General features: G+C 62.1%; 21 protein-coding genes. 7 read left to right on the top strand and 14 right to left on the bottom strand.

Annotated features, from left to right (window positions below; all coding sequences use genetic code 11):
• Nucleotides 1–96 precede the first annotated feature (96 nt).
• From HB675_RS13885 to HB675_RS13875, 3 genes are all read left to right on the top strand, one after another.
• Entirely contained in the window at nt 97–1,569 is a 1,473-nt protein-coding gene (locus HB675_RS13885) for an APC family permease (RefSeq protein WP_213878902.1), read from the top strand.
• 72 nt (nt 1,570–1,641) lie between these two features.
• Complete coding sequence (locus tag HB675_RS13880; protein WP_213878901.1) at nt 1,642–2,049, top strand: nuclear transport factor 2 family protein; 408 nt, start codon at nt 1,642–1,644, stop codon at nt 2,047–2,049.
• 105 nt (nt 2,050–2,154) lie between these two features.
• The gene (locus HB675_RS13875) at nt 2,155–2,859 is read left to right on the top strand and encodes a TetR/AcrR family transcriptional regulator (protein ID WP_213878900.1); all 705 of its coding nucleotides are present in this window, start codon (nt 2,155–2,157) and stop codon (nt 2,857–2,859) included.
• A 115-nt stretch (nt 2,860–2,974) separates the two neighbouring features.
• Here HB675_RS13875 and HB675_RS13870 read toward each other — a convergent pair whose 3' ends face one another.
• The 4 genes from HB675_RS13870 to HB675_RS13855 are packed head-to-tail and all read right to left on the bottom strand — an operon-like array spanning nt 2,975 to nt 8,348.
• A complete protein-coding gene (locus HB675_RS13870; RefSeq protein ID WP_213878899.1) occupies nt 2,975–3,877 on the bottom strand; it encodes a phytanoyl-CoA dioxygenase family protein in 903 nt (300 codons plus the stop codon).
• Between the two features lie 27 nt (nt 3,878–3,904).
• The gene (locus HB675_RS13865; protein ID WP_213878898.1) at nt 3,905–4,801 is read right to left on the bottom strand and encodes an NAD(P)-binding domain-containing protein; all 897 of its coding nucleotides are present in this window, start codon (nt 4,799–4,801) and stop codon (nt 3,905–3,907) included.
• Nucleotides 4,802–4,816: 15 nt separating this feature from the next.
• On the bottom strand, nt 4,817–6,781 hold the full coding sequence (locus HB675_RS13860; RefSeq protein WP_213878897.1) for a primary-amine oxidase: 1,965 nt from the start codon (nt 6,779–6,781) through the stop codon (nt 4,817–4,819).
• A 31-nt stretch (nt 6,782–6,812) separates the two neighbouring features.
• Entirely contained in the window at nt 6,813–8,348 is a 1,536-nt protein-coding gene (locus tag HB675_RS13855; RefSeq protein WP_213878896.1) for an amino acid permease, read from the bottom strand.
• Between the two features lie 560 nt (nt 8,349–8,908).
• Between HB675_RS13855 and HB675_RS26080 the strand changes: the two genes are divergently transcribed.
• Nucleotides 8,909–9,886 (top strand): helix-turn-helix domain-containing protein, encoded by a 978-nt coding sequence (locus HB675_RS26080; RefSeq protein WP_213878895.1) that lies wholly within the window; start codon nt 8,909–8,911, stop codon nt 9,884–9,886.
• On the opposite strand, the gene HB675_RS13845 is transcribed toward HB675_RS26080, so the two are convergent.
• From HB675_RS13845 to HB675_RS13820, 6 genes are all read right to left on the bottom strand, one after another.
• Nucleotides 9,883–10,464 carry a TetR/AcrR family transcriptional regulator gene (locus tag HB675_RS13845; RefSeq protein WP_213878894.1) on the bottom strand — a complete coding sequence of 194 codons (582 nt, stop codon included), beginning with the start codon at nt 10,462–10,464 and terminating at the stop codon, nt 9,883–9,885. The genes HB675_RS26080 and HB675_RS13845 overlap by 4 nt on opposite strands.
• Nucleotides 10,465–10,699: 235 nt before the next feature.
• A complete protein-coding gene (locus tag HB675_RS13840; RefSeq protein ID WP_213878893.1) occupies nt 10,700–11,767 on the bottom strand; it encodes a hypothetical protein in 1,068 nt (355 codons plus the stop codon).
• Entirely contained in the window at nt 11,764–12,642 is an 879-nt protein-coding gene (locus HB675_RS13835) for an NAD(P)-binding domain-containing protein (protein ID WP_213878892.1), read from the bottom strand. Before HB675_RS13835 ends, HB675_RS13840 begins: the two co-directional genes overlap by 4 nt.
• A gap of 53 nt (nt 12,643–12,695) precedes the next feature.
• Entirely contained in the window at nt 12,696–13,106 is a 411-nt protein-coding gene (locus HB675_RS13830; protein WP_213878891.1) for a hypothetical protein, read from the bottom strand.
• Nucleotides 13,099–15,057 (bottom strand): primary-amine oxidase, encoded by a 1,959-nt coding sequence (locus HB675_RS13825; protein ID WP_213878890.1) that lies wholly within the window; start codon nt 15,055–15,057, stop codon nt 13,099–13,101. Before HB675_RS13825 ends, HB675_RS13830 begins: the two co-directional genes overlap by 8 nt.
• A gap of 36 nt (nt 15,058–15,093) precedes the next feature.
• Nucleotides 15,094–15,996: a phytanoyl-CoA dioxygenase family protein gene (locus HB675_RS13820; RefSeq protein WP_213878889.1), complete on the bottom strand. Its 903-nt coding sequence runs from the start codon at nt 15,994–15,996 to the stop codon at nt 15,094–15,096.
• A gap of 337 nt (nt 15,997–16,333) precedes the next feature.
• Between HB675_RS13820 and HB675_RS13815 the strand changes: the two genes are divergently transcribed.
• Both HB675_RS13815 and HB675_RS13810 read left to right on the top strand, forming a co-directional pair.
• Nucleotides 16,334–16,804 carry a heme-binding protein gene (locus HB675_RS13815; protein WP_213878888.1) on the top strand — a complete coding sequence of 157 codons (471 nt, stop codon included), beginning with the start codon at nt 16,334–16,336 and terminating at the stop codon, nt 16,802–16,804.
• A 173-nt stretch (nt 16,805–16,977) separates the two neighbouring features.
• Nucleotides 16,978–17,934, top strand: a complete 957-nt coding sequence (locus tag HB675_RS13810) for a LysR family transcriptional regulator (RefSeq protein WP_213878887.1) — start codon at nt 16,978–16,980, stop codon at nt 17,932–17,934.
• Here HB675_RS13810 and HB675_RS13805 read toward each other — a convergent pair.
• Entirely contained in the window at nt 17,907–18,773 is an 867-nt protein-coding gene (locus tag HB675_RS13805) for a LysR family transcriptional regulator (RefSeq protein ID WP_213878886.1), read from the bottom strand. The genes HB675_RS13810 and HB675_RS13805 overlap by 28 nt on opposite strands.
• Nucleotides 18,774–18,875: 102 nt before the next feature.
• Between HB675_RS13805 and HB675_RS13800 the strand changes: the two genes are divergently transcribed.
• Nucleotides 18,876–19,250 carry a cupin domain-containing protein gene (locus HB675_RS13800; protein WP_213878885.1) on the top strand — a complete coding sequence of 125 codons (375 nt, stop codon included), beginning with the start codon at nt 18,876–18,878 and terminating at the stop codon, nt 19,248–19,250.
• A 141-nt stretch (nt 19,251–19,391) separates the two neighbouring features.
• Here the strand turns inward: HB675_RS13800 and HB675_RS13795 are convergent, their stop codons facing one another.
• The 3 genes from HB675_RS13795 to HB675_RS13785 all read right to left on the bottom strand — a co-directional run bounded on the left by HB675_RS13795 (nt 19,392) and on the right by HB675_RS13785 (nt 23,247).
• Nucleotides 19,392–21,800: a glucose/quinate/shikimate family membrane-bound PQQ-dependent dehydrogenase gene (locus tag HB675_RS13795; protein ID WP_213878884.1), complete on the bottom strand. Its 2,409-nt coding sequence runs from the start codon at nt 21,798–21,800 to the stop codon at nt 19,392–19,394.
• A 162-nt stretch (nt 21,801–21,962) separates the two neighbouring features.
• Complete coding sequence (locus HB675_RS13790) at nt 21,963–22,271, bottom strand: LysR family transcriptional regulator (RefSeq protein ID WP_213878883.1); 309 nt, start codon at nt 22,269–22,271, stop codon at nt 21,963–21,965.
• Nucleotides 22,272–22,497: 226 nt separating this feature from the next.
• On the bottom strand, nt 22,498–23,247 hold the full coding sequence (locus tag HB675_RS13785; RefSeq protein WP_213878882.1) for an SDR family oxidoreductase: 750 nt from the start codon (nt 23,245–23,247) through the stop codon (nt 22,498–22,500).
• Nucleotides 23,248–23,254 lie beyond the last annotated feature (7 nt).

Here is a 23,254-nt window from a genome sequence, read left to right as displayed (position 1 = left end):
AATCAGGCCCGTGAGGTCAGCTGTTTGTACCCTTTGGGGGCGATGCCCCCGGAACTGCCGATCCGTCTTCCTATACGTATCCCTGCGGAGCACACCATGATCGAGGCAAGTTCACCTTCACGCGGCGCCAGTACCGCCAGCGTTCCGGACACGGGCGCCGGCCCGCGCATGAGCGGGCGCATCAGCCTGCTCGAGCTGTTGTCGACCGTGTTGGCCTATTCGGCCCCGGTGGCCGTGGTGTCCGGTTTCATTCCTTTTGTCATCATCTTCGACGGTATCGGCGCGCCCATGGTGTTTCTGGTCGCCATGCTGATGATGCTGCTGTTCGCGGTGGGCTTCACCACCATGACCCGCTATGTGCCTAACCCCGGTGCGTTCTATGCCTACATCTCGGCCGGGGCCGGCAAGGTCCCGGGCCTGGGGGCGGCGTTCCTGGCGATTTTTGGCTACCTGCTGCTGGCTTTCTGCACCTTCCCCTTCATCGGCGTCAACTTCAATGCGCTGGTGACCAACACCTTCGGCGGCCCCGAGCTGCCCTGGTATGTCTACGGTTTCCTCAGTTGGGCCATCTGTGGGCTGCTGTCGTACCTGCGCATCGACCTGTCGGCCAAGGTGCTGACCATTGCCATGGCACTGGAAGTCATCATCGTGGCCATCTTCAACGTGTCAGTGGTGACCCACGGCGGGCCCGAAGGCTTCTCCGCGACGCCTTTCACCTGGGGCGCATTCACCTCCGGTTCGGTCGGTGTCTCGGTGCTGTTTGCGGTGACCTGCTTTATCGGTTTTGAAGCCACGGCGGTGTTTCGCGACGAAGTGAAAAACCCCGAGCGCAACGTGCCCCTGGCCGCCTACCTGGCGGTGCTGTTCATCGGCGTGTTCTATTGCGTGACCGCCTACCTGGTGATCACTGCGGTAGGGGCTGGCGCTGCTTCTGCCCTGGCCAACAAGGACCCTGCCGGGTTGTTCTCGGCGGCCGTACTGCAGTATGTCGGCAAGACCGGCGTAGACATCGTCCGCGTGTTGCTGGTGACCTCGATCTTCGCCTCGGCGTTGTCCGGCCAGAACATTGTCTCGCGCTATCTGTTCACCCTGGGCAGCGACGGCGTCCTGCCCAAGGCGCTGGCTAAAATCCACCCACAGCACAAGTCGCCCTTCGTCGCCGCGATGCTGGTCAGTGCCTTCTGGTTTGTGCTGATGCTGGTGTTCATCTACCTCAAGACCGATGCATCTCTGTTGTATGGCCGTGTCGCCGGCGTGGGGGGCTTCGCGGTGTTGTTGCTGATGCTGTTCACCAGCGCCTCGGTGGTGATGTTCTTCAAGCGCCAGGGCCCGGTGGCCGCCAGCAAGTGGCACACCTTGATCGCTCCGGTGCTGGCCACGGTCGGTCTGGCGGTGATCGTTTACCTGGCTATATCCAACTTCGACCTGCTGATCGGTGGTACCAAGGCCGATGCACTGGTGCTGCAGATCGTGACCTGGGGCATTTTTGCCGCCGGCATGCTGTTGGCGATGTACTACAAGCGTACCCGTCACGCCACCTACCAACGCATCGGCGGTGGTGAGCTGTAACACTGGCACGACCACGCCCGTGATTGTCCGGCGGGTGTGGCGTTTATCTTTTTATTTTTCGGGAGCCTCGACATGAGCGCAGCTGCAAAGAACCGTCAACTGATCAACGACTACCTCAGCGCCTGGGAGCGCGGCGATGTGGCCTTGGGCGAGAGTTTCTGGGCGCCTGATTTTGTCGCCTACCAGGCCGGACACAGCGCCTTCGCCGGGATCTTCCACGGCGGCAAGGACCTGCACGAACGCTGGGTCAAGCCGCTGCTGGCCATGACCGACAACCGCTGGACCGTGCGCAGTGCGCCTGAAGTGCTGCTGTCCGGCGACGACGGTGTGGTGGTGATCATTCACGAAACCATGGAGCGCGAAGGCAAGGGCAAAATCGACACGCAAAAACTGGTGGTCTACACCCTGCGCGACGACAAAATCACCAGCTGCCGCATGTACGACGGCGACCAGGGCGCCATCGACGATTTCTGGTCCTGATTCCCTGCCGGGCGCCGGCACTGTAAGCTTGCGCCCTGCCAGCTCGCGGTCGAGCGGCGCTACCAGGCAAACGGGTGAGGGACGACAGTGGGCAAGAAGCAAAGCATGGAACCGGTCGAAACAGCAATCGAAGGTATGCACATCGACCGCCACCCCTACCTCAATCGTTTTGACCTCGACGGCCTGCACAGCGGTGAACCGGTCAATGCTGATCATGGCACCCGCACCCGCCTGCTGGAATCGGCGATCACCTTGTTTGCCTCCCACGGCTTCAACGCCTGCTCCATGCGCGAGATTGCCAAGGCGGTGAACATCGGCGCCCCGGCCATCTACAACTATTACGCGTCCAAGACCGACATTCTGATCGCGGCGCTGGATTCGGTGCTGTGCACCTTCTATAGCGATATCTTCCAGAACCCCATCCCGGCCAAGCCCGAGGCCGCGCTTTACTGCATCCTGCGCCGGCACGTGCTGTTTGGCATCGCCCACCGCACCTTTGCCCGTGCCGCGGATGCCTTGCTCAACCCCGAACTGATGCTGCGCGAACTGCCCGAGACCCACAAGCACCGCTATTTCGCGGCGATGAAGGTGTACCGGGTGATTCTGCGCGAGTTGATCGAGGCCATCGTCGGCGAGGACAGCGGGCTGGACCTGGACCTGCAAGCGTTTCTGGTGCACGAGCTCGTCGACCGTGCCGGAGAGTGGTACGAACCCGACAGCGCCATGGAGCCCGAGGCCCTGGCCGAGCAATGCCTGGCCGCGGTCAAGCGCCTGCTGACCGTCCCCAGACCGCGCAAACCAAAAGCCTGAGCAACCCCGACCCGCCCCCCGCTGTCAGACCCATTGTGGGGTATAGCCCGCCTGGCGCCCAGGGGATGCACTCGACATTGAAGGTTTACTCCGTGGGAGCCTGCCTTGGCCGCGATTACGCTGTGCGCATCGCCAGGCCTACCGCCGCCGTCGGCTGCTCTCCTGGCTGCAGCAGCACCTGGGGGTTGATCATCTTGCCGTCGCGCTGGATGTAGCCCATGTAGTTCTTGCCCGAATCCCAGCCCAGCAGGCGCTGCATCTCCTCGGGCATTTCGCGCAAGGTGTCCAGGGGCACGGACAGGTACTGGTTCTCTTCCTGGCGCAGATTGGCCAGGTCATAGGCCATGGTCAGCCCGGTGCGCGGGCCGTCCGAGTGGTTCATGCCGCCGCCGTGGTAGGTCGAGCCGATGAAGATCATCACCGAGCCCGCCGTCATGGCTGTGGCCACGGCTTCTTCATCCCTGGGCATGCGTTCGTCATCCCAGCGGTGGCTGCCCGGAATCACCAGGGTGCCGCCGTTCTCCTCGGTGAAGTCGCTTACCGCGAGCATGACCTGGACCCGGCCTTCGCGCTTGTACTCCGGGTGGCGCCAGAGGAAAACCATGTCGTCGCGGTGCAGCGGCTGGCTGCCTTGGCCGGGGTAGATCTGGATACCCTGGGTCACGCCTACCTGGATATCCGGGATGATGGTATGGCGGGTCTGGCCGATCCAGATGTCCACCGGGGCTTGCAGGATGCCCCGGGCGATTTCCAGGTACAGCGGGTTGAGCGCCAGCCCCAGCATGTGCCGGGAGCGGGCAAAAAGCGCACCGGTGCGCCGCGTGCGGCTGCCGACGAAGTCGTCGTCTTCGCCGTAGGGGGTTTCGGCGAAGGCGACCTCAAGGTCCGCCTGCAGCCCGGCCAGGGTCTGCTCATCGATCAGGTTTTCGATGATCACGCCGCCATCGCGAAAGATAATGTCAATAGCCTCCCCGGCAGACGTGGTGTTAGGGAGGGTGGTCAAGGTAGGCTTGCTCATGCAACGTCTCCAGTGGATTCAGAACGGTTACAGACCGGCCGAGGCGCGGGCGGTCTTGTACTGGGAAAACACCGCTTCATGGCCAAAGCCGGCGGCCTGGGCCAATTCCAGATTGTGCAGATTGGCGGTCATCAGCGAGGCGCGCTGGCCTTTGTCCAGCATCGATTGGCGCCACGAGCGCACGGCTGCTACGTAGGTGTCCAGCGCCGCCTGATCGGTGAAGTAGTTCTGCGCCTGGATTGCATCGAGGGACTCCAGCAGCTTGTGCTTGAGCAACGCCAGCCAGTAATCGAGGGCCTCGCGCACGTCGGCTACCTGTACGCCGCTGGCGGTGGAAAACGCCAGCGCCTCATGGAAGGCCCCCACTGAAACGTTGTAGAACGCGCCGAGCATGGCCGCATCCCAGACGTTGGCGCCCGCCGGGTCGGTGCCGACAAAGCGCGATTCGCCGGCCAGGCACAGGATCATCGCCTTATGCTGGAGCCACGCCGCCGTGGCGCCGCTGATGTTGAACTGAGCGCTGACCAGGCCGATGTCGTCGGGGTAGGCCTCGATGGCCCCGTCCAGATAGCGGCCGCCGCATAACTCGACCCATTGGCCAAATTCCAGTGCCTCGGCGGGTGCGCCGGTGATCAGGTTGATGATGTCCTTGCCTGCCAGGTCGGTGCCGATTACGGCCCGTGCGGCGGGGTAATCCAGCAGGCACAGCAGCACCGTATCGCTGGCGGCCACGGCGTCCGGGGCGCTGGCGGCGAGCAACGCGCCCAGTTCCAGCAGCGGCCGGCACTTGTTGCTGGAGCGGTTCCACACGGTCACGCTGTAGTCATGCTTGAGCAAGGTCCGGGCGACAGCGGCGCCCATCAGGCCGGTGCCCAGAACCGAGACGGTGCGGGCCGAAGTGTCGTTCAGGTGATCTACGGTCATGGAGGCTTCCTCGATTCAGGGTTTCATGTGGCAGGCAGGAGTGCCGTGGCACGGGCCTTTGGGGCTGGCCGGTACGTTCAAGGTCGGGTTGCGGTCGAAAAAACCGTGGGGTTTGAGGGTAAAGCTGGCGTAGTCCACCGGCATGATCGGCCAGTCTTCGGGGCGCGGAAAATGAGTGACGCCGAAGGTGTGCCAGATCACCAGGTCGGTGTTCTCCAGGTTGCGGTCCGCCGCCATGTAGCGGGGTAAACCATCGCCGCCGGGGTTCTGGTTGACCAGGTCGCCGGCCGGGTAGCGTTCTTCGGGGTCATAGGCACTGACCCACAACTGGTGAGTGGTGAAGGCCGCGCGAGCGGCAATACCCGAGGCCGGGTCGGCGAGCAAGGTCGGTGACTGGGTCGGGTACAGCACGTAGCCCGGGTGGCGGCCGACGCGGTTGGTCTTGTTCGGGTTGACGATGTGCCAGGTGCGGCACAGGTCGGCATTGGCGTCGCGCACCCCCTCGGCTTCCGTGCGGATCGGCGTGCTCTTGTTGGTGAAGCCGTTGCCATAGGGATTCTCCGGGCCCATGGGTACGCGCACAGCATCCACTTCATGGACCGAGTTCTCGACCCCGTCCACCATCATGTCCAGGCGGATGTTGAACAGGTGCTGGTGGTAGGGCGCACCGACGCCCGGCGCGACCTCCGAGGCCCAGGGGTAGCCGACCCCGGGGTAGGCGGCTGGAAACAGCACCCCGGTCAGCTTGCTTTCGCACTGGATGGTGCCGTCCAGGTAGAGGTACCAGTAGAAGCCGTAGTCATAGTTGCCCACGGTGGTGAAAAAACTGATCACTAAGCGGCGCTGACGGCGTATTTCCGAAAAGTTGTTGAACACATCCTTGTGCTTCCACAGCGTGCCGAAGTCTTCCTCGTGCATGCAGATGGCATTCTTGATGGTGCGCGGGTTGCCGCGTTCATCGGCCAGGATGGCGTCGAAGTAGTGGATCTCGCCCAGGCAGTCGCAGCCCAACAGCAGTTCGTTGCCGTAGCGGCCGTAGAGGTATTCGCCAGTGTCGAAGTAGTTCTGCCAATAGCGAGTCGGCGAGGGATCGCCGTAGGGCACCACCATCTCGGCCACCGAGGCGCGATGGATGATCGGCCGGTCGACGCCGTCGTCGGTGTAGCTGATCTGATGCAGCACCAGGCCCTCGCGGGTGTCGTAGGACACACCGAGTTTCCAGTTGGCCCACTCGATCCGCGACCCTTGCACCTTGAACGATGGCCCTTCCGGCTGGGTGATAGCGATGGGTTTGAGGGTGGTCAGCTCCGGCCCGCGATAGGCCGGCTCGTTGAAGTTGGCCCGTTCCGGGGAAAGCTCGAACTGCTTGTAGTCCACCACCTGCAGCACTTTGCGCTGGATCGGATCGAGGTAGGCGCAGAGGCCGTCGATGGGCTTGGACCAGATCAGGTCCTCGGGGTTTTCCCGGTAGAAACCGAATACCCGCAGGATGCGATGGCCCGCTTCACCTTCGATGTCGTAGTGCCCAGGGGACAGCGGCGCGGTGACCACGTTTTCCGGAATCAAGCCACGCGCCTCGATTGCGGCGCGCCATTCGGCGCTGGCCAGGCAGATCGGGCCAACGGTCTCGAACTCTTCGTCGAGGATCGGAAACTGCCCCCGGGAGCCGTCCACCAGATCGTCCTGGATGATCCTGACTGTGTCCAGGTTCAGGCGCAGGTCGCGGGACTCGCCGTTGCCCAGGTTGAGCAGCATGCAGCGCGCCACCCGATGGGGCCGTGGGCCGGTCCCGGCCTGGTAAGCCAGCACGTCCTGTTTGGCCGGCTCGATCAGGCCGACGTAGACATAACGGGTGTGCTCGTCGATGCCGTCGGTGGTCTGTACCAGCGCTTTGACATGCTCGATCTCGGCGGCGCTCAGGGCGTCGAGCACGGCGTAGCGGGAGTCCACGCGGGACTGCACTTTTTCATACACGGTCATGGGGTATTCCTTTTTGAAGGTACAGGCGCAATCAGTGGTCCTGGGCCAGGCTGTTCATCAGGGTCGCGCTGCGCTCGCCACGCTGGGCCACGGCGTAGTACAGCGCGCCGGCTGCGGTGACGATGAGCACGGTCAATACGCCGCCCCATTGCAGGTACCAGTGGTAGGGCGCAGTGGCGTTGTAGACCTCGGCCCGTGGCCAGATCAGGTTGAGGACCATGGCCACGCCCCAGATCACCGCAACGATATTGGCGGGCAGGCCCCATTTACCCAGGGAGAATTCTTTCTGCCCCGCCGAGTGCTTGATCGGCCAGGTGCCGCGCAGGCGCTTGATCAGCAGCGGGATGGTGACCAGCAGGTAGGCCAGGTAGATCAGGGCGGTGCCGACGCTGGCCAGCACCGCGACGATCTGCGTCTGCTGAACATTGAGCAGCAGCACGGCGATGTTGCTCACGCACACCAGGATGATCGCGACAATGGGCTCCTTGGCGCCGTTGACCTTGGACAGCTGACGGCTGAAGGGCAGACGGTTGTCCCGGGCCATGGCGAAGATCATCCGCGCGCCATAGGACTGTGCGGTGGTCACGCAGGCAAACAGGGCGATGACGGCACCGAGCAGAATCAAGGTGCCGAAGAAGCTGCCGAAGGTGCTGGTGACCATGTACGAAAGACCACCCGTGGCGATGTTGGGATCGGCGAGGTCTTTCACCGCCATTTCCGTGGCCATGATGATGATCGCGCCGAGGATGGCGCTGGCAACCACGGCATAGATAATGGCCCGAGGCCCTTCACGGCGCGGGTTCTTGGTTTCTTCGGCCATGCTTGCGGCCGTGTCGAAGCCATACAATGTCCACAGACCGATGAGCATCGCCGGTACCAGCGCGCCCAGCCAGCCGAACGAGTGGCCGGCACCGGTGCCGTTGGTCTCCATGACCACGCTCGGGCCACGGTGGGCATGCAGCAGGAAGCCGACGATCAGGCAGGCGCACAGCACGAACTCGATGATCACCGCCCAGTTGTTCAGCCGGCCCACCAGCTTGACGTTGGCCAGGTTGAGGACGGTCACCAGTACCAGGCAGATCGAGCCTACGATCACGGCGTTCTGCACCACGTCATAGGGCCCGGTGCCGTCGCCCACCAGCTGGAATACCGGGGAGATCTGTGGCAGCAGGATGGCCAGCGCACTGGTGATGCTGCCGATGGTCAGCAGCACGGTCAGCGCCACGAACCAGCCGGACAGCCACGACAGGAATGGCGCGGCCAGTTTCTTCGACCAGTTGTACAGCGAGCCGGCCACCGGCCACTGCGCGGCCAGTTCGGCGAACAACAGGCAGACGAAGAACTGGCCGACCGAGACAATCACCCAGCCCCACCACATGGCGGGGCCGGCGAAGTACCAGCCGGAGCCAAACAAGGCCGTCACGCCGGTCAAAATGGACATATAAGCGAACGCCAGGGCAAACACGGCGTACTTGCTGAGTACCCGGTCCAGTTGCTGGGTGTATCCAAAGTCGGCCAAGCCGGAAGCTTTATCCGCTTCGCTCGGCGTTTGATTGAATGTGCTCATGGCTGCGGATCCTGATTAAAGAGAGCGGAACAGGTCGGTTAGCGGCAGACGTTGCAAGTCACAACACAGTTTTGATCGGACGGACCGGCTCAGGCTGATCCATCGCGTTAATAGGGTGGCCGCTGAGTAACTTCACGGTGGTGACACAGGACCCGGTCAGTCTGCGGTGAAACGGGAAGGGCGAGTAGCCAGAATCGGCAGGCGGCCTGAACAGCGCTGAAGTTCGATGAAGCCCGACGGCGCTTTTTAACCAAGCCCTTTTAAATCAGAGGTTTCTAGCGTTTTATAAGTTTGCGTCGACGCGGTCGATGCCTATTCAATGGCGCGATGGGATGTCGTGGAGGATGGACGCTTTGCCGAAATCGGATAGCACCGTTATTTAGCCAAATGGCGTATTTGCGCTGTCTCGGTGCACGGCCTCGAGGCGTGCACTGCGGGAAAGCAATGCGCGTGAAAAAGTCCATGAGAAGTGTCTGATTCAGGGCAAGTCTTCGTGGCGTACGTTTTGCTTGCAACGGATACAACAGCGCAAAAACTTATTAACTTAGAGTACGCAGAACATGAACATTCGTGATCTCGTGGACCATAAAACCTTTCGTTTGAGCCAGGCCCTCGATGTGGGTGAACACGCCGGTCATTTTGCTGACTGGACGGCCAACAGTTATCGACAACTGGCCCGGCGCAGTGACTTCTACGGGGTGGTGGCGTCCGCGACCTTTTCCAGCCAGCTGCAAGTGGTGTTCGAAACCCTGGAAGGCAACATGCTCGAACAAATCGGCCAGTTGTCGCCGGACAAAATCATGCTCTGCACCTTGCTGGCCGGCACTCAGATGATCCTCAATGGCCAGGCGCTGGAGCCGGGGGGCAGTTACCTGTCGTCACAGGTCCCGCTGCATGCGGTGATTCCTCAACCGGTGCGGGTGGCGCTGATCTTCATTGATCGCGAATTGTTCTTCGAGCGCTTTCGCATTCGTTCGGCGCAGGTCAAGCAATCGGTGCCGTTCGAGGTGTTTCTCGGCCAGCAGAACAGTTGTGTGGACATGCTCAATCGCACGGTGAAGTCGTTGCTCAGCGCGCTGCAAGCCAATGTTCATTCAGCGGACGGACTGGAGTCCTTGCTGCGTCGACTGTTTGCCGACATCCAGCAGGTGGTGCAACTGGGGGAAGTCAGCACCCATGCATGCGGCCGCAGCAACCGAGCCATGGTGGTGAGCCAGGGCTGTGAACTGTTCAACCGGCACTTTGCCGACGAGGCCTTTGGCGTGCTGGACCTGTGCGAGTCGCTTCAGGTCAGCCGGCGCATGCTGCAATACAGCTTCGACAGCGTACTGGGCGTCTCACCGCTCAACTACATGCGCGCTGTGCGTCTCAATGCCGCCCACCAGCGCTTGTGCGTAGCCTCGCCACAACCGATCCAGAACGTGGCCCTGGATTCAGGCTTCAACCACTTGGGCCGGTTTTCTCGCTACTACCGTGAATTTTACGGGGAGTTGCCGTCCCAGACTGTGGCGCGTTCCCAGGAAGGCCTGCGGCATTAACCGACGGCGGCTTCGGCGGTACGCGCGACCTGGGCGATGGCGGCTTCGTAGTCACCGTCCGGGTTGGTTTGTTGCTGGATGAACAGGCCATCGAGGCTGGCGATGAACAGGCCGACCACCTGCATCAGTTGCGGGCGAGAGCCTTCTCGTTCGCGCTCTGCCACGCAGGTCAAGGCCAGTTCGGTCAAGTATTCGAGGGTGCGGCGATACACGTCGGGGGCCGGCGCCACACCGTGGCGGCCGTACCAGATGGACATTTCGATCACCGCGATCTGGAAATCCGGGTCGCGCTGCATCCAGCGCCAGGTGGCCCAGACCATCGAACCCAGGCAACGACCCAGGCCGGCGCTCTGGTCGATGTCGACAATGGAGCGGTCGAGCACGTCGTTGATGCGCTCGGTGGTGCTGAGCAGCAGTTCGTTCTTGCTCTTGAAGTAATAGGTGATGTGGCCCAGCGGGATGCCGGCCTGCTCGGCGATGCGCCGGTTGGTGGCCTTGAGCATGCCCTCGGTGGCAATGATTTCCACCGTGGCGTCGAGGATCTGCTGGCGTCGATCAATGGGGGGACTGCCGGCCATGGGTTGCATTCCTGTGCTGTGGAGGGTGTCGATGGCAGCGCCTGCACGCCTACCACGTTGCGCCACGGTATAGTACAGCGCGCCTACTGCAGTCGCCAACGCCAGGGTCAGCACGCCACCCCACTGCAGGTACAGCCGAAGTCCGAAAGCCCCGAGGCTGCATCGGTGTTGCGCTTGGGTTGCTCGAGTGTGGCCATGCTGCACATCCTGAATGAAGGAATGAATCGGCTTTGAATCACACACCTTCCAGGCATCTCAAGCGCTGCGGGTCGACGCAGCGCGCAAAAGGCATGTGGCGGTAGCGCAAGGATGGCAGTCGGGTCACAGGAATAAATCCCGCAGGTGCATTGATGACATCCGGGATGCGATTGACGAATTGTGTGCACGTCGTCAAATCGGTGGGGGTGGCGGTGGTCTGCAGGTGCAGGTCGGGCTCGCCGCGCACGTCCCAGACGTTGCAGTCGGCCTGGCCTGGGCGATAGACAAAGCCGCTCATTTCAAAGCGCAGTTCGACGCCTTGGCGGGTGTTCAGGACGTCCACTTCCGACAGGCCGATCACCGAGCCTGGGGCAATGTGGCGTTGCAGGGTGTTGGACCAGGTGTCCTGTTCGGCCAGCACCGGCTCCAAGCTATAGCGGTGTTCGGCGATGTCGAAGTCGTTGGCGTGGGCGAGGGCGCCGAGCACGTTCTGGCCGAACGAGGGCGGCAGCGTCTGGCCTTCGGTGTCCTGGCGAAACGCGGCCAGGGTCTTGCCTACATGACGGCTGCGCAGCACTTCCAGGCCGAACTCGTCGACGTTCCACTGCGAGCGGCCGTGCACGGCCTCGACCCGGTGGGCGGTGCCCATCAGTTGGCAGATCATGTTGACCCAGAAGCCGTCCTGATGGCCGCCGCCAGTGACGGTCACCCCGTTTTCGCGGGCCAGCGCGTCGAGCTGCTGGCTGAGCTGCGGCGAGGTGTGCCACGGATACAGGCACTCTTCGGCGATGGTCAGCACGTTGGCGCCATGGCGCACGCACAGTGCCAACTGCTCGAAGACATCCGGCAGGTAGCTTTGCGTGGCATGCAGGACGATGTCCGGGCGGGTGCTGGCGAGCACGCGCTCGGCGTTGCTGTCCACCTGCACACCGCAGGGTTGCGCCAGACCGGCCAGCAGGTCGAGGTCGCGCCCGACCTTGTCCGGGCTGCGGGCGATAGCGCCGACAATCTCCACGCCGTGGTCGCGGGCCATGCGCGCGGCCATCAGGTTCATGGCGCCGACGCCGTAGAGAACGGCGCGCAGCCGCGGTTCGGCACCGCTCATTGGCCGCGCTCCTGGCTGAAGGTGGCGGTGATGGCCGGCATCGACATGGCGCCGTAGCCGGCGTCCCTGGCCTTTTGCAAGTCGGTCAATGTCGACACCAGGTGCAGTTCTCGGCCGTGTGACAACGGGCTCATGGCCCGGGCCGCCATCTTGCAGGTATGCAAGTGCACGTCGATGCTGGACTGGTCGGTGGGAGCGAAGGCGCCGCCGGCCAGTTCGTCGATGGCCTTCTGCATCTGGTCGTGCAGCACATCCACGCACTCACGGGCGACTCGCAGGGTCTTGTCCAGGGAAACGCCGCTGCGCTGGACGAAGACCGCGGACTCGAGGAAAGCCGCCATCATGTTGTGGTACATGCCGATGCACAGGCCCATGTCCAGGGCCGCCGCGCCCTCAATGGCCTCGCCGGTGTGCCAGGAGATCCCGCCGAGGTCGTCGAGCACTGCCTGGTGCCGGGCCCAGACCTCGCTGCTGCCTGAATAGAACAGGCCGACATCGCGCTGACCAACGTACGTAGGGTATAGCGGGATCACGCCGTCCAGGTAGTCGGCGCCGCTGGCCAGGACCTGTTCGCGAATCTGCGCGGCTTCCCGGGGGGTGCCGGTGTTGAGGTTGACCAGCGTGCGTCCGGTCAGGCTGGCCTGGGCGGCGGGGTCCTGCAGGAGTGCCGCGAGCACGCCGTTGTCGGCCACGCAGACCACGGTCAAGGGGCTGGCGGCGATTGCCTCGCCCAGGCTCGCCGCGTAGTCCACCGGCGCGTCCACGGTACGCCCCGGCGAGCGGTTCCAGACGCTGATGGAACGTCTGCCCCGGGCAAACGCGCGGACCAGCGCGCTGCCCATATTCCCCAGCCCGATTACTGTTACGTCTGACATGAACAACTCCCGAAGTGGCTTTGATCGAAGGTTTCACAGGCAACGGCAGATTTTCAGCAAGACGGGCGCCTGCGCAGGTACCACAGGGCGAACAGCGCCAGGACCATTTCGCTGCAGGCGACCACCACGGCGGCGGACATCGCCCGTTCCGGCGACGTGCTTTGCATCACCATGCCGGGCATGGCGGCCATGGCAGCCTGCATGCGCCATTGCATGACGCCGTGCAGCAGCACCATGGCCCCGGCGCACAGGCCGAGCATGCGCCAGGCCCCAGGCCCCGAGGGACGCCAGAGCTTGACCGCGCACCACAGCGAAAATCCAGCCATGGCGGCCATGGCCAGGCCGTGGGCATCACTGCCGGCGGCCACGGCGTGCAAGCCGGCGGACAGCACGGCAAGGCCCGCGCCCAAACGGGCGCAAGCGAGCAGAAGCGACGAAGGCGCTGTGACCAAAGGCTCAGTCATGGCAGCCGCCCTTGGCCCCGCCGGCGCAATGCCTGGGGGTGGGCCGAGGGACGTTCATCACCGGGCAGGTGTCGAAGAAGTTGTACGGTTTGAGAGTGAACCTGGCGTAGTCCACCGGCATGATCGGCCACTCTTCGGAGCGCGGAAAATGGGTCACGCCGAAGGTGTGCCAGAGCACCAGGTCTTCGCCGTCCAGGGAGCGGTCGCCGGCCGAATATTCGGGCAGGCCCGAGCCGAAGGCGCTCTGGTTGACCATGTCGCCCGACGGGTACTGCTCGTGCGGCGCGTATTGGGTGACCCACAGTGGTTTGGTGGTAAAGGCCGCGCGCTGAGCGATCGAAGAACTGGGGTCGGCCAGCAGCATCGGGCTTTCGGCCGATTGCAGGACATAGCCGGTGGGCTTGCCGACGCGGTTGGTCTTTTCGGTGTTGATGATGTGCCAGACCCGGCCCAGGGCCGCGTTATAGTCACGGTTGCCTTCCTTCTCGCTGCGCAGGCGCGTGGTTTCGCAGGAGAAGGCGTTGCCGTGGGGGTTGAGGCCGGAGATCGGCAAGCGCTTGGCCTGAACCTCTTCCACGGCGTTGCTGACACCGTCGACAGTCATGTCCAGGCGCACATTGAACAGGTGCTGATGGTAGGGGGCGCCCAGGCCCGGGATCAGTTCGTTCTGGAACGCCGAGCCCTCGGGCGGGAACGAGGTGGGGAAGGGGATGCCGGTGAGCTTGGCTTCACACTCGATGGTGCCATCCAGGTACAGGTACCAGTAGAAACCGTAATCGTAGTTGCCCACGGTGGTGAAAAAGCTGATCACCAGGCGGCGCTGGCGCCGAGTCTCCTGGCTGCCGGTCCACATGTCAGTGTGTTTCCACAGGATGCCGAAGTCTTCCTCGTGCATGCAGATGACGTTCTTCAGGGTTTGCGGCTGGCCGAAGGAGTCAGCGACGGTGGCGTCGAAGTAGTGGATCTCGCCCAGGCAGTCGCAACCCAGCGCCAGTTGATTGGCAAAGCGACCGAAAATGTACTCGCCGGCATCGAAGTAGTTCTGCCAGTAGCGAGTGGGCTGCGGGTCGGCGTAGGGCACGACCATTTCGGCTACCGAGGCGCGGTACATGACCGGACGCTTGACCCCCTGGTCGTTGTAGCTCAACTGACGCAACAGCAGCCCTTCGCGCAGGTCGTAGCCGACGTCCAGGCTCCAGTTGGCCCACTCCACATGTTCGCCACGCACAGTGAAACTTGGCCCTTCGGGCTGGATGATTTCGATGGGTTTGAGGCCTTCGAGCGGGGGACGCTTGTGGTGCGGGTCGTCGTAGTTGGCCGACTCCTGCGGCACCGGGTACACGCGGTGGTCGATCAACTCGGTCATCTCGCGGGTGGTCAGGTCCACGTAGGCGCAGAGCCCGTCCACCGGGTGGGCGAGGGGCTGGTCCAGCGGGTGCTCCTGATGAAAGGCGAACACGCGGATCATGCGCCGGCCTTCTTCGCCGGGCAGGTTGTAGGTGCCGGCGGACAGCGGCACGGCGACCACTTGCCCCGGGGTCAGGCCGCGCTTGGCCAGCGCTTCGATCCACTGCGGCTCGGTGGCCAGCACTTGGCCGGGGATCTCGTATTCTTCGACGATGATCGGTGCCTGGCCCTTGTCCGGGTCGATGGCGGTGCTGGACAGCAGCACGGCCGATTCCACGTCCACGCGGTAGTCGGTGCCCAGCCCCGTGGCGATGTCCAGCATGATGATGCGCGCCACCCGCGGCGGGCGCGGGCCGTTGCCGGCCTGCCACGCGAGGACGTCGCGCTTGTGCGGCTCTTGCAGGCCCACGTAGGCGAACCGTGCGGTGGCAGTGACTTGGCCGGCGCTGGCAAGCACGTCGCGCAGGGTGTCGATTTCACTGGCGTGGAGCGTGGCCAGCAGGGGCGTCGGGGATTGGCTGGTGTCGATCTGTTGAATGGTCATGCGGGGTTCCTCGAAATCATCGGCACGGTCGGGGTCTTATTGGGTGTTGCGTGAATCCAGGATGCCTTCGCCCATGCGGTATTCCGGCAGGTCCAGCAACTGGCGCGGGTCCATGGCGCGGCCATCACGCTCCACATAGCCCATGAAGTTGTCGCCCATGGTCCAGCCAAGCAGGCGCTGCATCTGTTCGGGCATTTCGCGCACGGTCTCCAGCGGCACCGAGAGCAGCTGGTTTTCTTCCTGGCGCAGGTTGGCCAGGTCATAGGACAGGGTGATGCCGGTGCGCGGCGCGTCGCAGGTGTTCTGGCCACCGGCGTGGTAGATCGACCCCACCCAGATCAGCGCGCTGCCGGCTTTCATTTCTGCGCTCACCGCTTCTTCGCGGCGCGGCGCACGCTGGTCGTCCCAGCGGTGGCTGCCGGGGATCACCAGGGTGGCGCCGTTGGCTTGGGTGAAGTCGCTCACCGCGAGCATGATCTGCACCCGCGCTTCGCGGCCGTAGGTGGGGTGTTCCCAGAGAAACACGAAGTCGTCTCGGTGCAACGGTTGGGCACCCTGGCCTGGGTAGATGCGGATCGCCATGGTCACGCCGATGCGCAGGTCCGGGACCACGTCCAGGCGTTTTTCGCCGAGCCAGTAAGTCGCAGGCTTTTGCAGGATCAGTTGCGAAACCCCCAGGTACAGCGGGCTCAGGGCCAGGGTCTGGATGTGCGGCGAGCGGGCGAACAGGCGCCCGGCGCGGCGGGTGGCGGTGCCGGCAAAATCAGGGTCGATGCCCGGTGGGGTGACTTCGAGGATCGGGTCGAGGTCGGCGCGCAGGCCTTCGAGGGTGGCGCTGTCAACGATATCGCGGATGATCACACCGCCGTCGCGCCGGAGGATTTCGGCGACTGCTTCGGGCGTCGCGGTAACGGGCAAGGTCGTCAGTTGAGCCTTCATGGGATGCTTTGCTTCCTCTACGAATGACGGTTGTTCATGTGAACAATGGTCATAGAGCAGCATGTGTGCCAGTCTTGTTCATATGAACAGAAATGCTTTTATCCTATTGATCCCGCGCGATTTATCTTCAGTCGAGGGTTTTCGACGGTCAGATCGAGGCGGTACGGGCGCGCCTGATCGCAGCGCACGCGACGAGGGCAGTGATCGATTTCGGCGCGCGATGAAGGCGCTGTGCGCAAGATGAAATGCGTTCGTTCAGCGGCCACTCGACGGCTTGGCGGCTGTCTTTGCAGGTTATGCTTGCAGGCTCTTCCAGCCACCTGAGGTTGTGACATTCATGCGCGCTCTTCTTGCTCTCTTGAGCCTTTCGTTGTTGCCGGTCCTGGCTCAGGCCTCGGCCCAGCAAACCGTGATGACCCAGACCGACAGCGACCGGCTGATCGCTGCTGGCAAAGCCGCCGCTCAGGCCCAGCAGGCCCACGTCTGCATTGCCGTGGTGGATCAGTCCGGCCTGCTGCTGGCCTTCGGCCGGATGGACGATGCGGCCCCTGGCTGTGTCGATGCCTCGATCCTCAAAGCCCGCGCTGCGGCGCTGTACCGAACCTCGACCGCGCGCTTCATGGACCGCGCCAATGCCCAGGAACCGGCCATCGCCACGTTGCCAGGCATGGTCCCGCTGGGCGGCGGCACGCCGGTGCAAATAGCCGGCAAGGTGGTGGGCGCTGTCGGCGTCAGCGGTGCGACAGGTGCCATCGAGACCAAGATCTCCGAACAGGCGGCGGCGGGAATCGGCGGTCCTGCGTCGTAGGGAGTTGCATCACGCCTTGAGCAACGCCACCCACCCGGCAATGGCCCCGTCCACCCGGGCGCTCTCGTCCCGTGTGTGCAGGGCCAGCGGAATGGGGCGGCCTGGATAGTGTGTGTTTCCTGAGTCGGAGAAAAAATGGCCTTTTCTAATAACCCTTCCGTCGTGTTCAGAAAATGATCCGACTCAATGACGTTGAAATATTCATTCGCTCAGTCGAGGCGGTCAGCTTTTCTGAAGCGGCCCGTCACCTGAATATCTCCCCAGGGCTTGCCAGCGCTGCTGTACAGCGGCTGGAGAAGGCATTGAAGGTGCGGCTCTTCATTCGATCGACGCGTAGCTTGCAACTCTCTGAGGATGGAGAGCGTTATTTACCCCATGCCATTGCGTTATTAGAGGCGCAACGACAAGGTCGTGCTGCACTGGCACATGATTCGTGCGAGCTGTCAGGCCCTCTAAGACTTTCGGTGCCTTCCGATTTCGGGCGCAATCTTCTGCTCGGCTGGATGGATGAATTTCAAGGCAGGCACCCCAAGCTTGTACTGCATCTGCGCATGAGTGACCGCGCCGCCGATCTGCTGCGCCACCCCTTGGACGCTGCTTTGCGCTATGGCGCCTTGGCGGATTCGTCACTGGTCGCTTTACCATTGATCGAGAACAACCGACGCGCGTTGTGTGCTTCGCCGGCCTATCTGGAGCGAAAGGGTGTGCCGCAGAGCGTTGACGATTTAAGTCAGCACAACTGCCTCAGATTCGTATGGAGTGAACAGATACATGAACGATGGCGTTTCACTCTGCCCGAGGGCGAGCGAACCGTGGGCGTGACCGGGGATCGCGTCAGCGACGATGCCGACGCTGTCCGCCGGTGGGCGGTTGCCGGGCAAGGGCTCATCTATAAATCTCGCCTGGATCTGATGCCCGATCTGCTGGCCGGGCATCTCGTCGAGGTATTCCCGAGCAGTCATTGTGAACCTTCACCTTTACATCTTATCTGTGCGCATCGCTCCAGATTGACGCCGGTGATCACTCAACTGCGCAGCTTTCTACAGGAGCGCTGTGGACAGCTCGCGGCAAAGTTGCCCCCTGGTGGAAATGAAAAGGTTGACTACGAGCTGGTGTTTGGCAACCCGTGACTGCGGATGATCTCAGCCATTGCCAAGGCGCCTTGGGCAGCCGTTGGTGAGACATGAAGCTCGATGGCGAAATCCGGTAAAAGTGGCAGTCCAGAATCTGTCCCCAGCATCTGAAAATCATCCGGCACCAGCGAGCGAAGCCATGGCGTGAGCGCAAGACCGCTTTTTACAGTGGCAAGAGTGGTGTCAACCGAGGCATTTTCAAATATCACGCGCCAGCTGATATCCACCTCCCCGAGTCGTGAAAACACGGTACGGCGAAATGTGCAGGTTGGCGTAATAAAACAGAGTGGCAACGGCCTCTGGATACACAGCTGTTGCGAGTGACCGATCCAGACCAGCGGTTCCAGAGACAGGCGCTCTCCCACCCCTTCGTCCTCAGGGCACTGACTGATCGTCAGGTCGATCAGGCCCTTGGAGAAATCATTCATCAGGTCGACCGACGACCCGGATACAACGATGACCTCTACGTCCGGATGTTGTTGGGCAAAGACTTTCAGAACAGGAGCAAAATGTGATCCGCCCATATCATGAGGCACGCCAACCCTCACCGTTTCCGGGAGGGCCGGGCCGATCATTTCCCCACACAGGCTGTCGTTGAGATCAAGGAGCCGCCGTGCCTTGGGCAGAAAATCTCTCCCACGGTCAGTCAGCCTTGTCCCTGCGGGGTCTCGATCAAGAAGCTGACATCCAAAAAAGGCCTCAAGCCGCTTCACTTGCTGGCTGATGCCTCCTTGCGTGAGATGCAGATGGCGCGCGGCGGCGCTTATGCTACCTGATCGGGCAATGGCGACGAAGCTACGGAGGAGGACAAGATCGACGGTTCTTGGGTGGGTCATGCCAGTGGCCATCAGGGTTACTAATGGCCCTATTATAAACATTCGATACGGAGCGTCACGCTGTCCACGTAAGGTAGTTTCCTTTTTGGTGGAGCCGTCTTCATGATCCTCAGTGCGAACAGTACAAACATTCAAGCAGCCCTGGACAAGGTCACCCAGCATTGGTCGCCCCAGGTCATTGGCCAGGTCAACAACCAGTACATCAAAGTGGCGAAGCTCAAAGGCGAGCTCATCTGGCACGCCCATGCCGATGAAGATGAAATGTTCATGGTGGTGTATGGCACCCTTGACATTCAGCTGGAAGACAGAGGCGTCATCGTGCACCCCGGTGAATTCTGCGTGATTCCCAAGGGTGTCCGACATAACCCTGTCGCCTCTGAGGAATGCGGCATCGTGCTGATCGAAACCGTGACAACCCTGCATACCGGGGACGAAGTCACTGCTCGGACAGTACCTGTCGAGAGGCAGCTGGCGTGAAAAACCAGACCGGAAGGAAACGTCGGTAACGGGTTTTCATATAACGTTCGCATTCTTGTAAACGACAAACCCCCGCTCGAAAGCGGGGGTTGTCATCAGCCTTGGCCCGATCAATCAGACTCTATTTTACTGCTCAGTCGCTTATTGCTTCGACGGCAGGGCGTAGGCAATCAGCGAGTCACCCATCTTCGTGCCAAACGAGCTATGCCCGCCCGCCATGATCACAATGTACTGCTTGCCATTGCTTTCATAGGTCATCGGTGTGGCCTGACCGCCTGCTGGCAAGCGTACTTCCCAGACCATGTCGCCGTTGGTGACGTTGAAGGCGCGCAGGTAGTCGTCCTGTGTGCCGGCGATGAACATCAGGTTACCCGCCGTGGACATCGGCCCACCCAGCATCGGAATACCAATTTTCATCGGCGGCAGCTGGATGCCTTTCAGGCTGTCGCGGATAGTGCCGATGCGTTTGCGCCAGACCACGTTGTGGGTCTTCATGTCGACGCCCGCCACATAGCCCCAGGCCGGCTCTTTGCACGGAAAACCCAGCGGCGACAGGAAGGCGTTGATTTCCACGCCATAAGGCACGCCGTACTGCGGTTGAATGCCCGCTTCGGTCCCGGTACCTGCTGCGGCACCGTCTTTAGGCCACATAGGGTTGTTCGGGCCCCGGGGTATCAGCTTGGACACGAACGGCAGCGCCATCGGGTTCATCACCGCGACCTGACGGTCGGCGTTTACCGAAATGCCGCCCCATTCAAAGACCCCCAGGTTACCCGGGAACACCAGTGTTCCTTGCTCGGACGGCGGAGTGTATTGGCCACGATAGGACAGGCGCTTGAACATCACCCGGCAGACCATCTGGTCCAACATGGTCGCGCCCCACATTTCCTTGTCCGACAACGTTTGAATCGACGTCAGGTTGAGGTCCGAGTGAGGCTGGGTCGGGCTCACATGATCGCCTGGCGCGGCATCACCGCTCGGCACTGGCATCTCGTAAAGAGGTACGATCGGTTTGCCGTCTCGACGGTCCAGTACGAACAGGTTACCGGCCTTGGTCGGCACATAGATGGCAGGGACTGCGTCACCCGTATTGGTCTTCACATCTGCCAGCGTTGGCTGCGAAGGTACGTCCATGTCCCACAAGTCGTGGTGGGTGGTCTGGAAGCTCCACACCAGCTTGCCGGTGGAGGCATTCATCGCGACGATCGAGCTGGCGTAACGCTCCATCAGCGGCGTACGGTTGCCGCCCCAGATGTCGGGTGTCTCTACGCCCGTTGGTACGTAGACCACATCGGTCTTGGCGTCGTAGGCGAGCGGGGCCCAGGCGTTCGGCGAGTTGTTGACCAGGGTATGGCCATCGCTCGGGACCGCGTTCGGGTTCTCGGCGCCGGTGTCGAAGATCCACTTCAGAGCGCCGGTGTTGACGTCGTAGCCACGGATCGCACCGGAAGGCTCATGCACCGACTGGTTGTCCGTCACCGCACCGCCGATGATCACCGTGGTACCGGTCACGATAGGCGGGGAGGTCGGTTCAAGACCGCCCGGGTAGGCATAGGGCTGCAAGTGCAGAAGATCGAGCTCACCGTTTTTGGCGAAGTCGTCGCAAGGCTTGCCGTTGTCGGCGTTGATGGCGAACAGGCGACCGTCGTTGACCGGCAGGAAGACCTTGCGCGGGCAGCTGGTGGCGACCGGCTGGGTGCCTTCCAGACTTTTCGCGAACTGCGCGGTGTCAGCCTGATCGAAGTACGCGACGCCGCGGCAGGTCAAGTGCTGATACGACGGGTCGGATTTGAGCTTGGGATCGAAGCTCCACTTCTCTTTACCGGTGGCCGGGTCGAGCGCCACCAGTTTCTGGTGCGTGGTGCAGATGTACATGTTGTCGCCGACCTTGATCGGGGTCAGCTCGTTGGTGGTTTCGCCCGAGTCATTGGCGGTTTTCGATTCGCCGCTGTGGTAAGTCCAGGCCACCTGAAGGTCTTTGACATTGCTTTCGTTGATCTGGCTCAGCGGCGAATAGCGCGTGCCCGACTGCGTGCGGCCGTACGCAGGCCAGTCGCCGTTGGCGATGCCCTCCACCGGCTGGTGCTGCGCAGGTTGTGCCGTCGCGATGGAGCCGTTGATTTCCTGCGGGTCGTTGAAGATGGAATAGACCATCACCACAATCGCCAATGCCAGTGTCGCGGACAAGAAGGTTTTGCCAGGCTTCAAGGGCTGCGCAATATCACGCGTGACCGCCGGGATCAGCAACCACAGACCCAGCACCCCGATGATGTCGAAACGTGGCACCAGGGCCCAGAAGTCCGAGCTGGCTTCCCACAGTCCCCAGACCACTGTGATCAACATCAACGCGCCGTACAGCCACAGCGATGCGGCGGAGCGTCGCCACAACAGGACGGCGAATACCAGCAGCGCAACGCCTGTCAACACATAGTATAAAGAACCGCCCAGCGCGGCCAGCCAGATACCGCCTGCCAGCAAAAGCAAGGCAAGAATGCCTGCGATGATTGAGGTAAAGCGCCTCAGACCTGAAGCTTTTGATAAATCGTGCATCGATGTTACACCTTGAGAGGTAGAGCATGGAATGTGCGCGGTAGAAGGGTGTTCAACCCTCGAACGCGGGGATCAGATGGAACTCTCGGCTTGATTGCTCGCTCCTCCTATACACGGTGATATTTAAGATTTACCCCCTTTTTCAGGCCGCAGGCGCTGCGGTCAGCACCTGGACAGGACTGACTCGATCGCCCTGATGGCGGGTGCAAGTTCGACTGCCATTTCGTCAGCTTTGGCCGTCGGCTGCATACGGTTGCCCACACGCTCGAACAACCGGTCATCAAAGCGTTTACGCAACCGCGCGAGCGATCCGCTGACAGCAGGCTGACCTACACCGAGTTTAAGGGCCGCACGTGAGACGTTTCGCTCTTCGTAGATCACCATGAAAACCACCATCAAGTTCAGGTCGATCTCGGCAAATATCTGCAGGTCGATTTTGCTCGGCGGGAGGGTATGCAGTGTCTGGGGCATTGGGCTATCTGCTCAACTCTGAGGGTCAATCGGCCGGGCCGTTGGAGCGGGGCAGCTGGCTACGCGCAGCAATAGTGCCGAGGCTCAACCATTGGGTTCAGATTCCAGGCACCGCAGGATCCGGGCTGCTCCGGATACGACTTGACTGCTGCTTTTTTCGGCTGATTCACGTGTCATGACTTTTTTCTCGCTCTGGCAGGTCAACCACGGCCTGCGCAGCGGGGGCTCAATGGCTGATGGTGAAAACCTGCCCGTTGGCAAACGAGGAGATCGGTGAACACAGGTAAATGACGGTGGCCGCGAGCTCATTTGAATGGCGCGGATGATCGATCAGTGGGCCACCCAGCACCATCTGCCGTATTTGCTGATCCGCCGAGCCGCGGTGAAGTTTGCCGGGGTCGACACGGCCACGGGCAAGGGCATTGACCCGAATGCCGAACCGGGCATTTTCGGTGGCCGCCGCCTTGGTCATGCTGATCACCGCCTGGCGGGCGGCCAGGTAGGGCGTCATGTCGGCCTCGGCAAACTCCTGTGGCAGGGACGCGGCATTGACGATGTTGCCGCCACCGGCCTTGGCCATGTAATGAAGCTGTTGCTGCAGGCACAGGGTGGCACCACGCACCGCCGCGGTCATGACGCGCCCGTGAATGAATTCGTCGGCTTTGGACAAGGGCAGCATGGGCAGTACGTTCGCCGCGTTGTTGAACGCGTGGTGCAGCCCGCCATAGGTGTCCACCACGGTGGCGATCAGTCGCTCGACGTTTTCGGCAACCGATACATCGGTTTCAATGAACAGGCCCTGACCACCGTAGCTGTTGATCATTTCCACTGTTTCGGCACCGTGCTCGGAGACATCCGCCACCACCACCGAGACGCCTCGCTTGGCGAATGCCAAGGCCGTGGCACGGCCCAGGGCCGTGCCACTCCCCGTGATCAACGCTACGGTTTCTTCAAAAATCAGGTATCCCGTACTCATGGCAAGG

Origin of the sequence: Pseudomonas sp. dw_358 (assembly GCF_018449655.1) — a bacterium.
In the GTDB taxonomy this organism is placed as follows: Bacteria; Pseudomonadota; Gammaproteobacteria; order Pseudomonadales; family Pseudomonadaceae; genus Aquipseudomonas.
Note: the sequence above shows the minus strand (reverse complement) of the source record. Positions and strands in the feature narration are given on the sequence as shown.

Excerpts from the sequence above, each read along its gene's own strand:
- HB675_RS13875 (WP_213878900.1), top strand. The coding sequence starts at position 2,155 with ATGGAACCGGTCGAAACAGCAATCGAAGGTATGCACATCGACCGCCAC.
- HB675_RS13885 (WP_213878902.1), top strand. The coding sequence starts at position 97 with ATGATCGAGGCAAGTTCACCTTCACGCGGCGCCAGTACCGCCAGCGTT.
- HB675_RS13830 (WP_213878891.1), bottom strand. The coding sequence starts at position 13,106 with ATGACTGAGCCTTTGGTCACAGCGCCTTCGTCGCTTCTGCTCGCTTGC.
- HB675_RS13825 (WP_213878890.1), bottom strand. The coding sequence starts at position 15,057 with ATGACCATTCAACAGATCGACACCAGCCAATCCCCGACGCCCCTGCTG.
- HB675_RS13800 (WP_213878885.1), top strand. The coding sequence starts at position 18,876 with ATGATCCTCAGTGCGAACAGTACAAACATTCAAGCAGCCCTGGACAAG.
- HB675_RS13860 (WP_213878897.1), bottom strand. The coding sequence starts at position 6,781 with ATGACCGTGTATGAAAAAGTGCAGTCCCGCGTGGACTCCCGCTACGCC.
- HB675_RS13865 (WP_213878898.1), bottom strand. The coding sequence starts at position 4,801 with ATGACCGTAGATCACCTGAACGACACTTCGGCCCGCACCGTCTCGGTT.
- HB675_RS13835 (WP_213878892.1), bottom strand. The coding sequence starts at position 12,642 with ATGTCAGACGTAACAGTAATCGGGCTGGGGAATATGGGCAGCGCGCTG.
- HB675_RS26080 (WP_213878895.1), top strand. The coding sequence starts at position 8,909 with ATGAACATTCGTGATCTCGTGGACCATAAAACCTTTCGTTTGAGCCAG.
- HB675_RS13870 (WP_213878899.1), bottom strand. The coding sequence starts at position 3,877 with ATGAGCAAGCCTACCTTGACCACCCTCCCTAACACCACGTCTGCCGGG.
- HB675_RS13810 (WP_213878887.1), top strand. The coding sequence starts at position 16,978 with ATGATCCGACTCAATGACGTTGAAATATTCATTCGCTCAGTCGAGGCG.
- HB675_RS13880 (WP_213878901.1), top strand. The coding sequence starts at position 1,642 with ATGAGCGCAGCTGCAAAGAACCGTCAACTGATCAACGACTACCTCAGC.
- HB675_RS13840 (WP_213878893.1), bottom strand. The coding sequence starts at position 11,767 with ATGAGCGGTGCCGAACCGCGGCTGCGCGCCGTTCTCTACGGCGTCGGC.
- HB675_RS13815 (WP_213878888.1), top strand. The coding sequence starts at position 16,334 with ATGCGCGCTCTTCTTGCTCTCTTGAGCCTTTCGTTGTTGCCGGTCCTG.
- HB675_RS13795 (WP_213878884.1), bottom strand. The coding sequence starts at position 21,800 with ATGCACGATTTATCAAAAGCTTCAGGTCTGAGGCGCTTTACCTCAATC.
- HB675_RS13855 (WP_213878896.1), bottom strand. The coding sequence starts at position 8,348 with ATGAGCACATTCAATCAAACGCCGAGCGAAGCGGATAAAGCTTCCGGC.
- HB675_RS13785 (WP_213878882.1), bottom strand. The coding sequence starts at position 23,247 with ATGAGTACGGGATACCTGATTTTTGAAGAAACCGTAGCGTTGATCACG.
- HB675_RS13805 (WP_213878886.1), bottom strand. The coding sequence starts at position 18,773 with ATGACCCACCCAAGAACCGTCGATCTTGTCCTCCTCCGTAGCTTCGTC.
- HB675_RS13845 (WP_213878894.1), bottom strand. The coding sequence starts at position 10,464 with ATGGCCGGCAGTCCCCCCATTGATCGACGCCAGCAGATCCTCGACGCC.
- HB675_RS13820 (WP_213878889.1), bottom strand. The coding sequence starts at position 15,996 with ATGAAGGCTCAACTGACGACCTTGCCCGTTACCGCGACGCCCGAAGCA.
- HB675_RS13790 (WP_213878883.1), bottom strand. The coding sequence starts at position 22,271 with ATGCCCCAGACACTGCATACCCTCCCGCCGAGCAAAATCGACCTGCAG.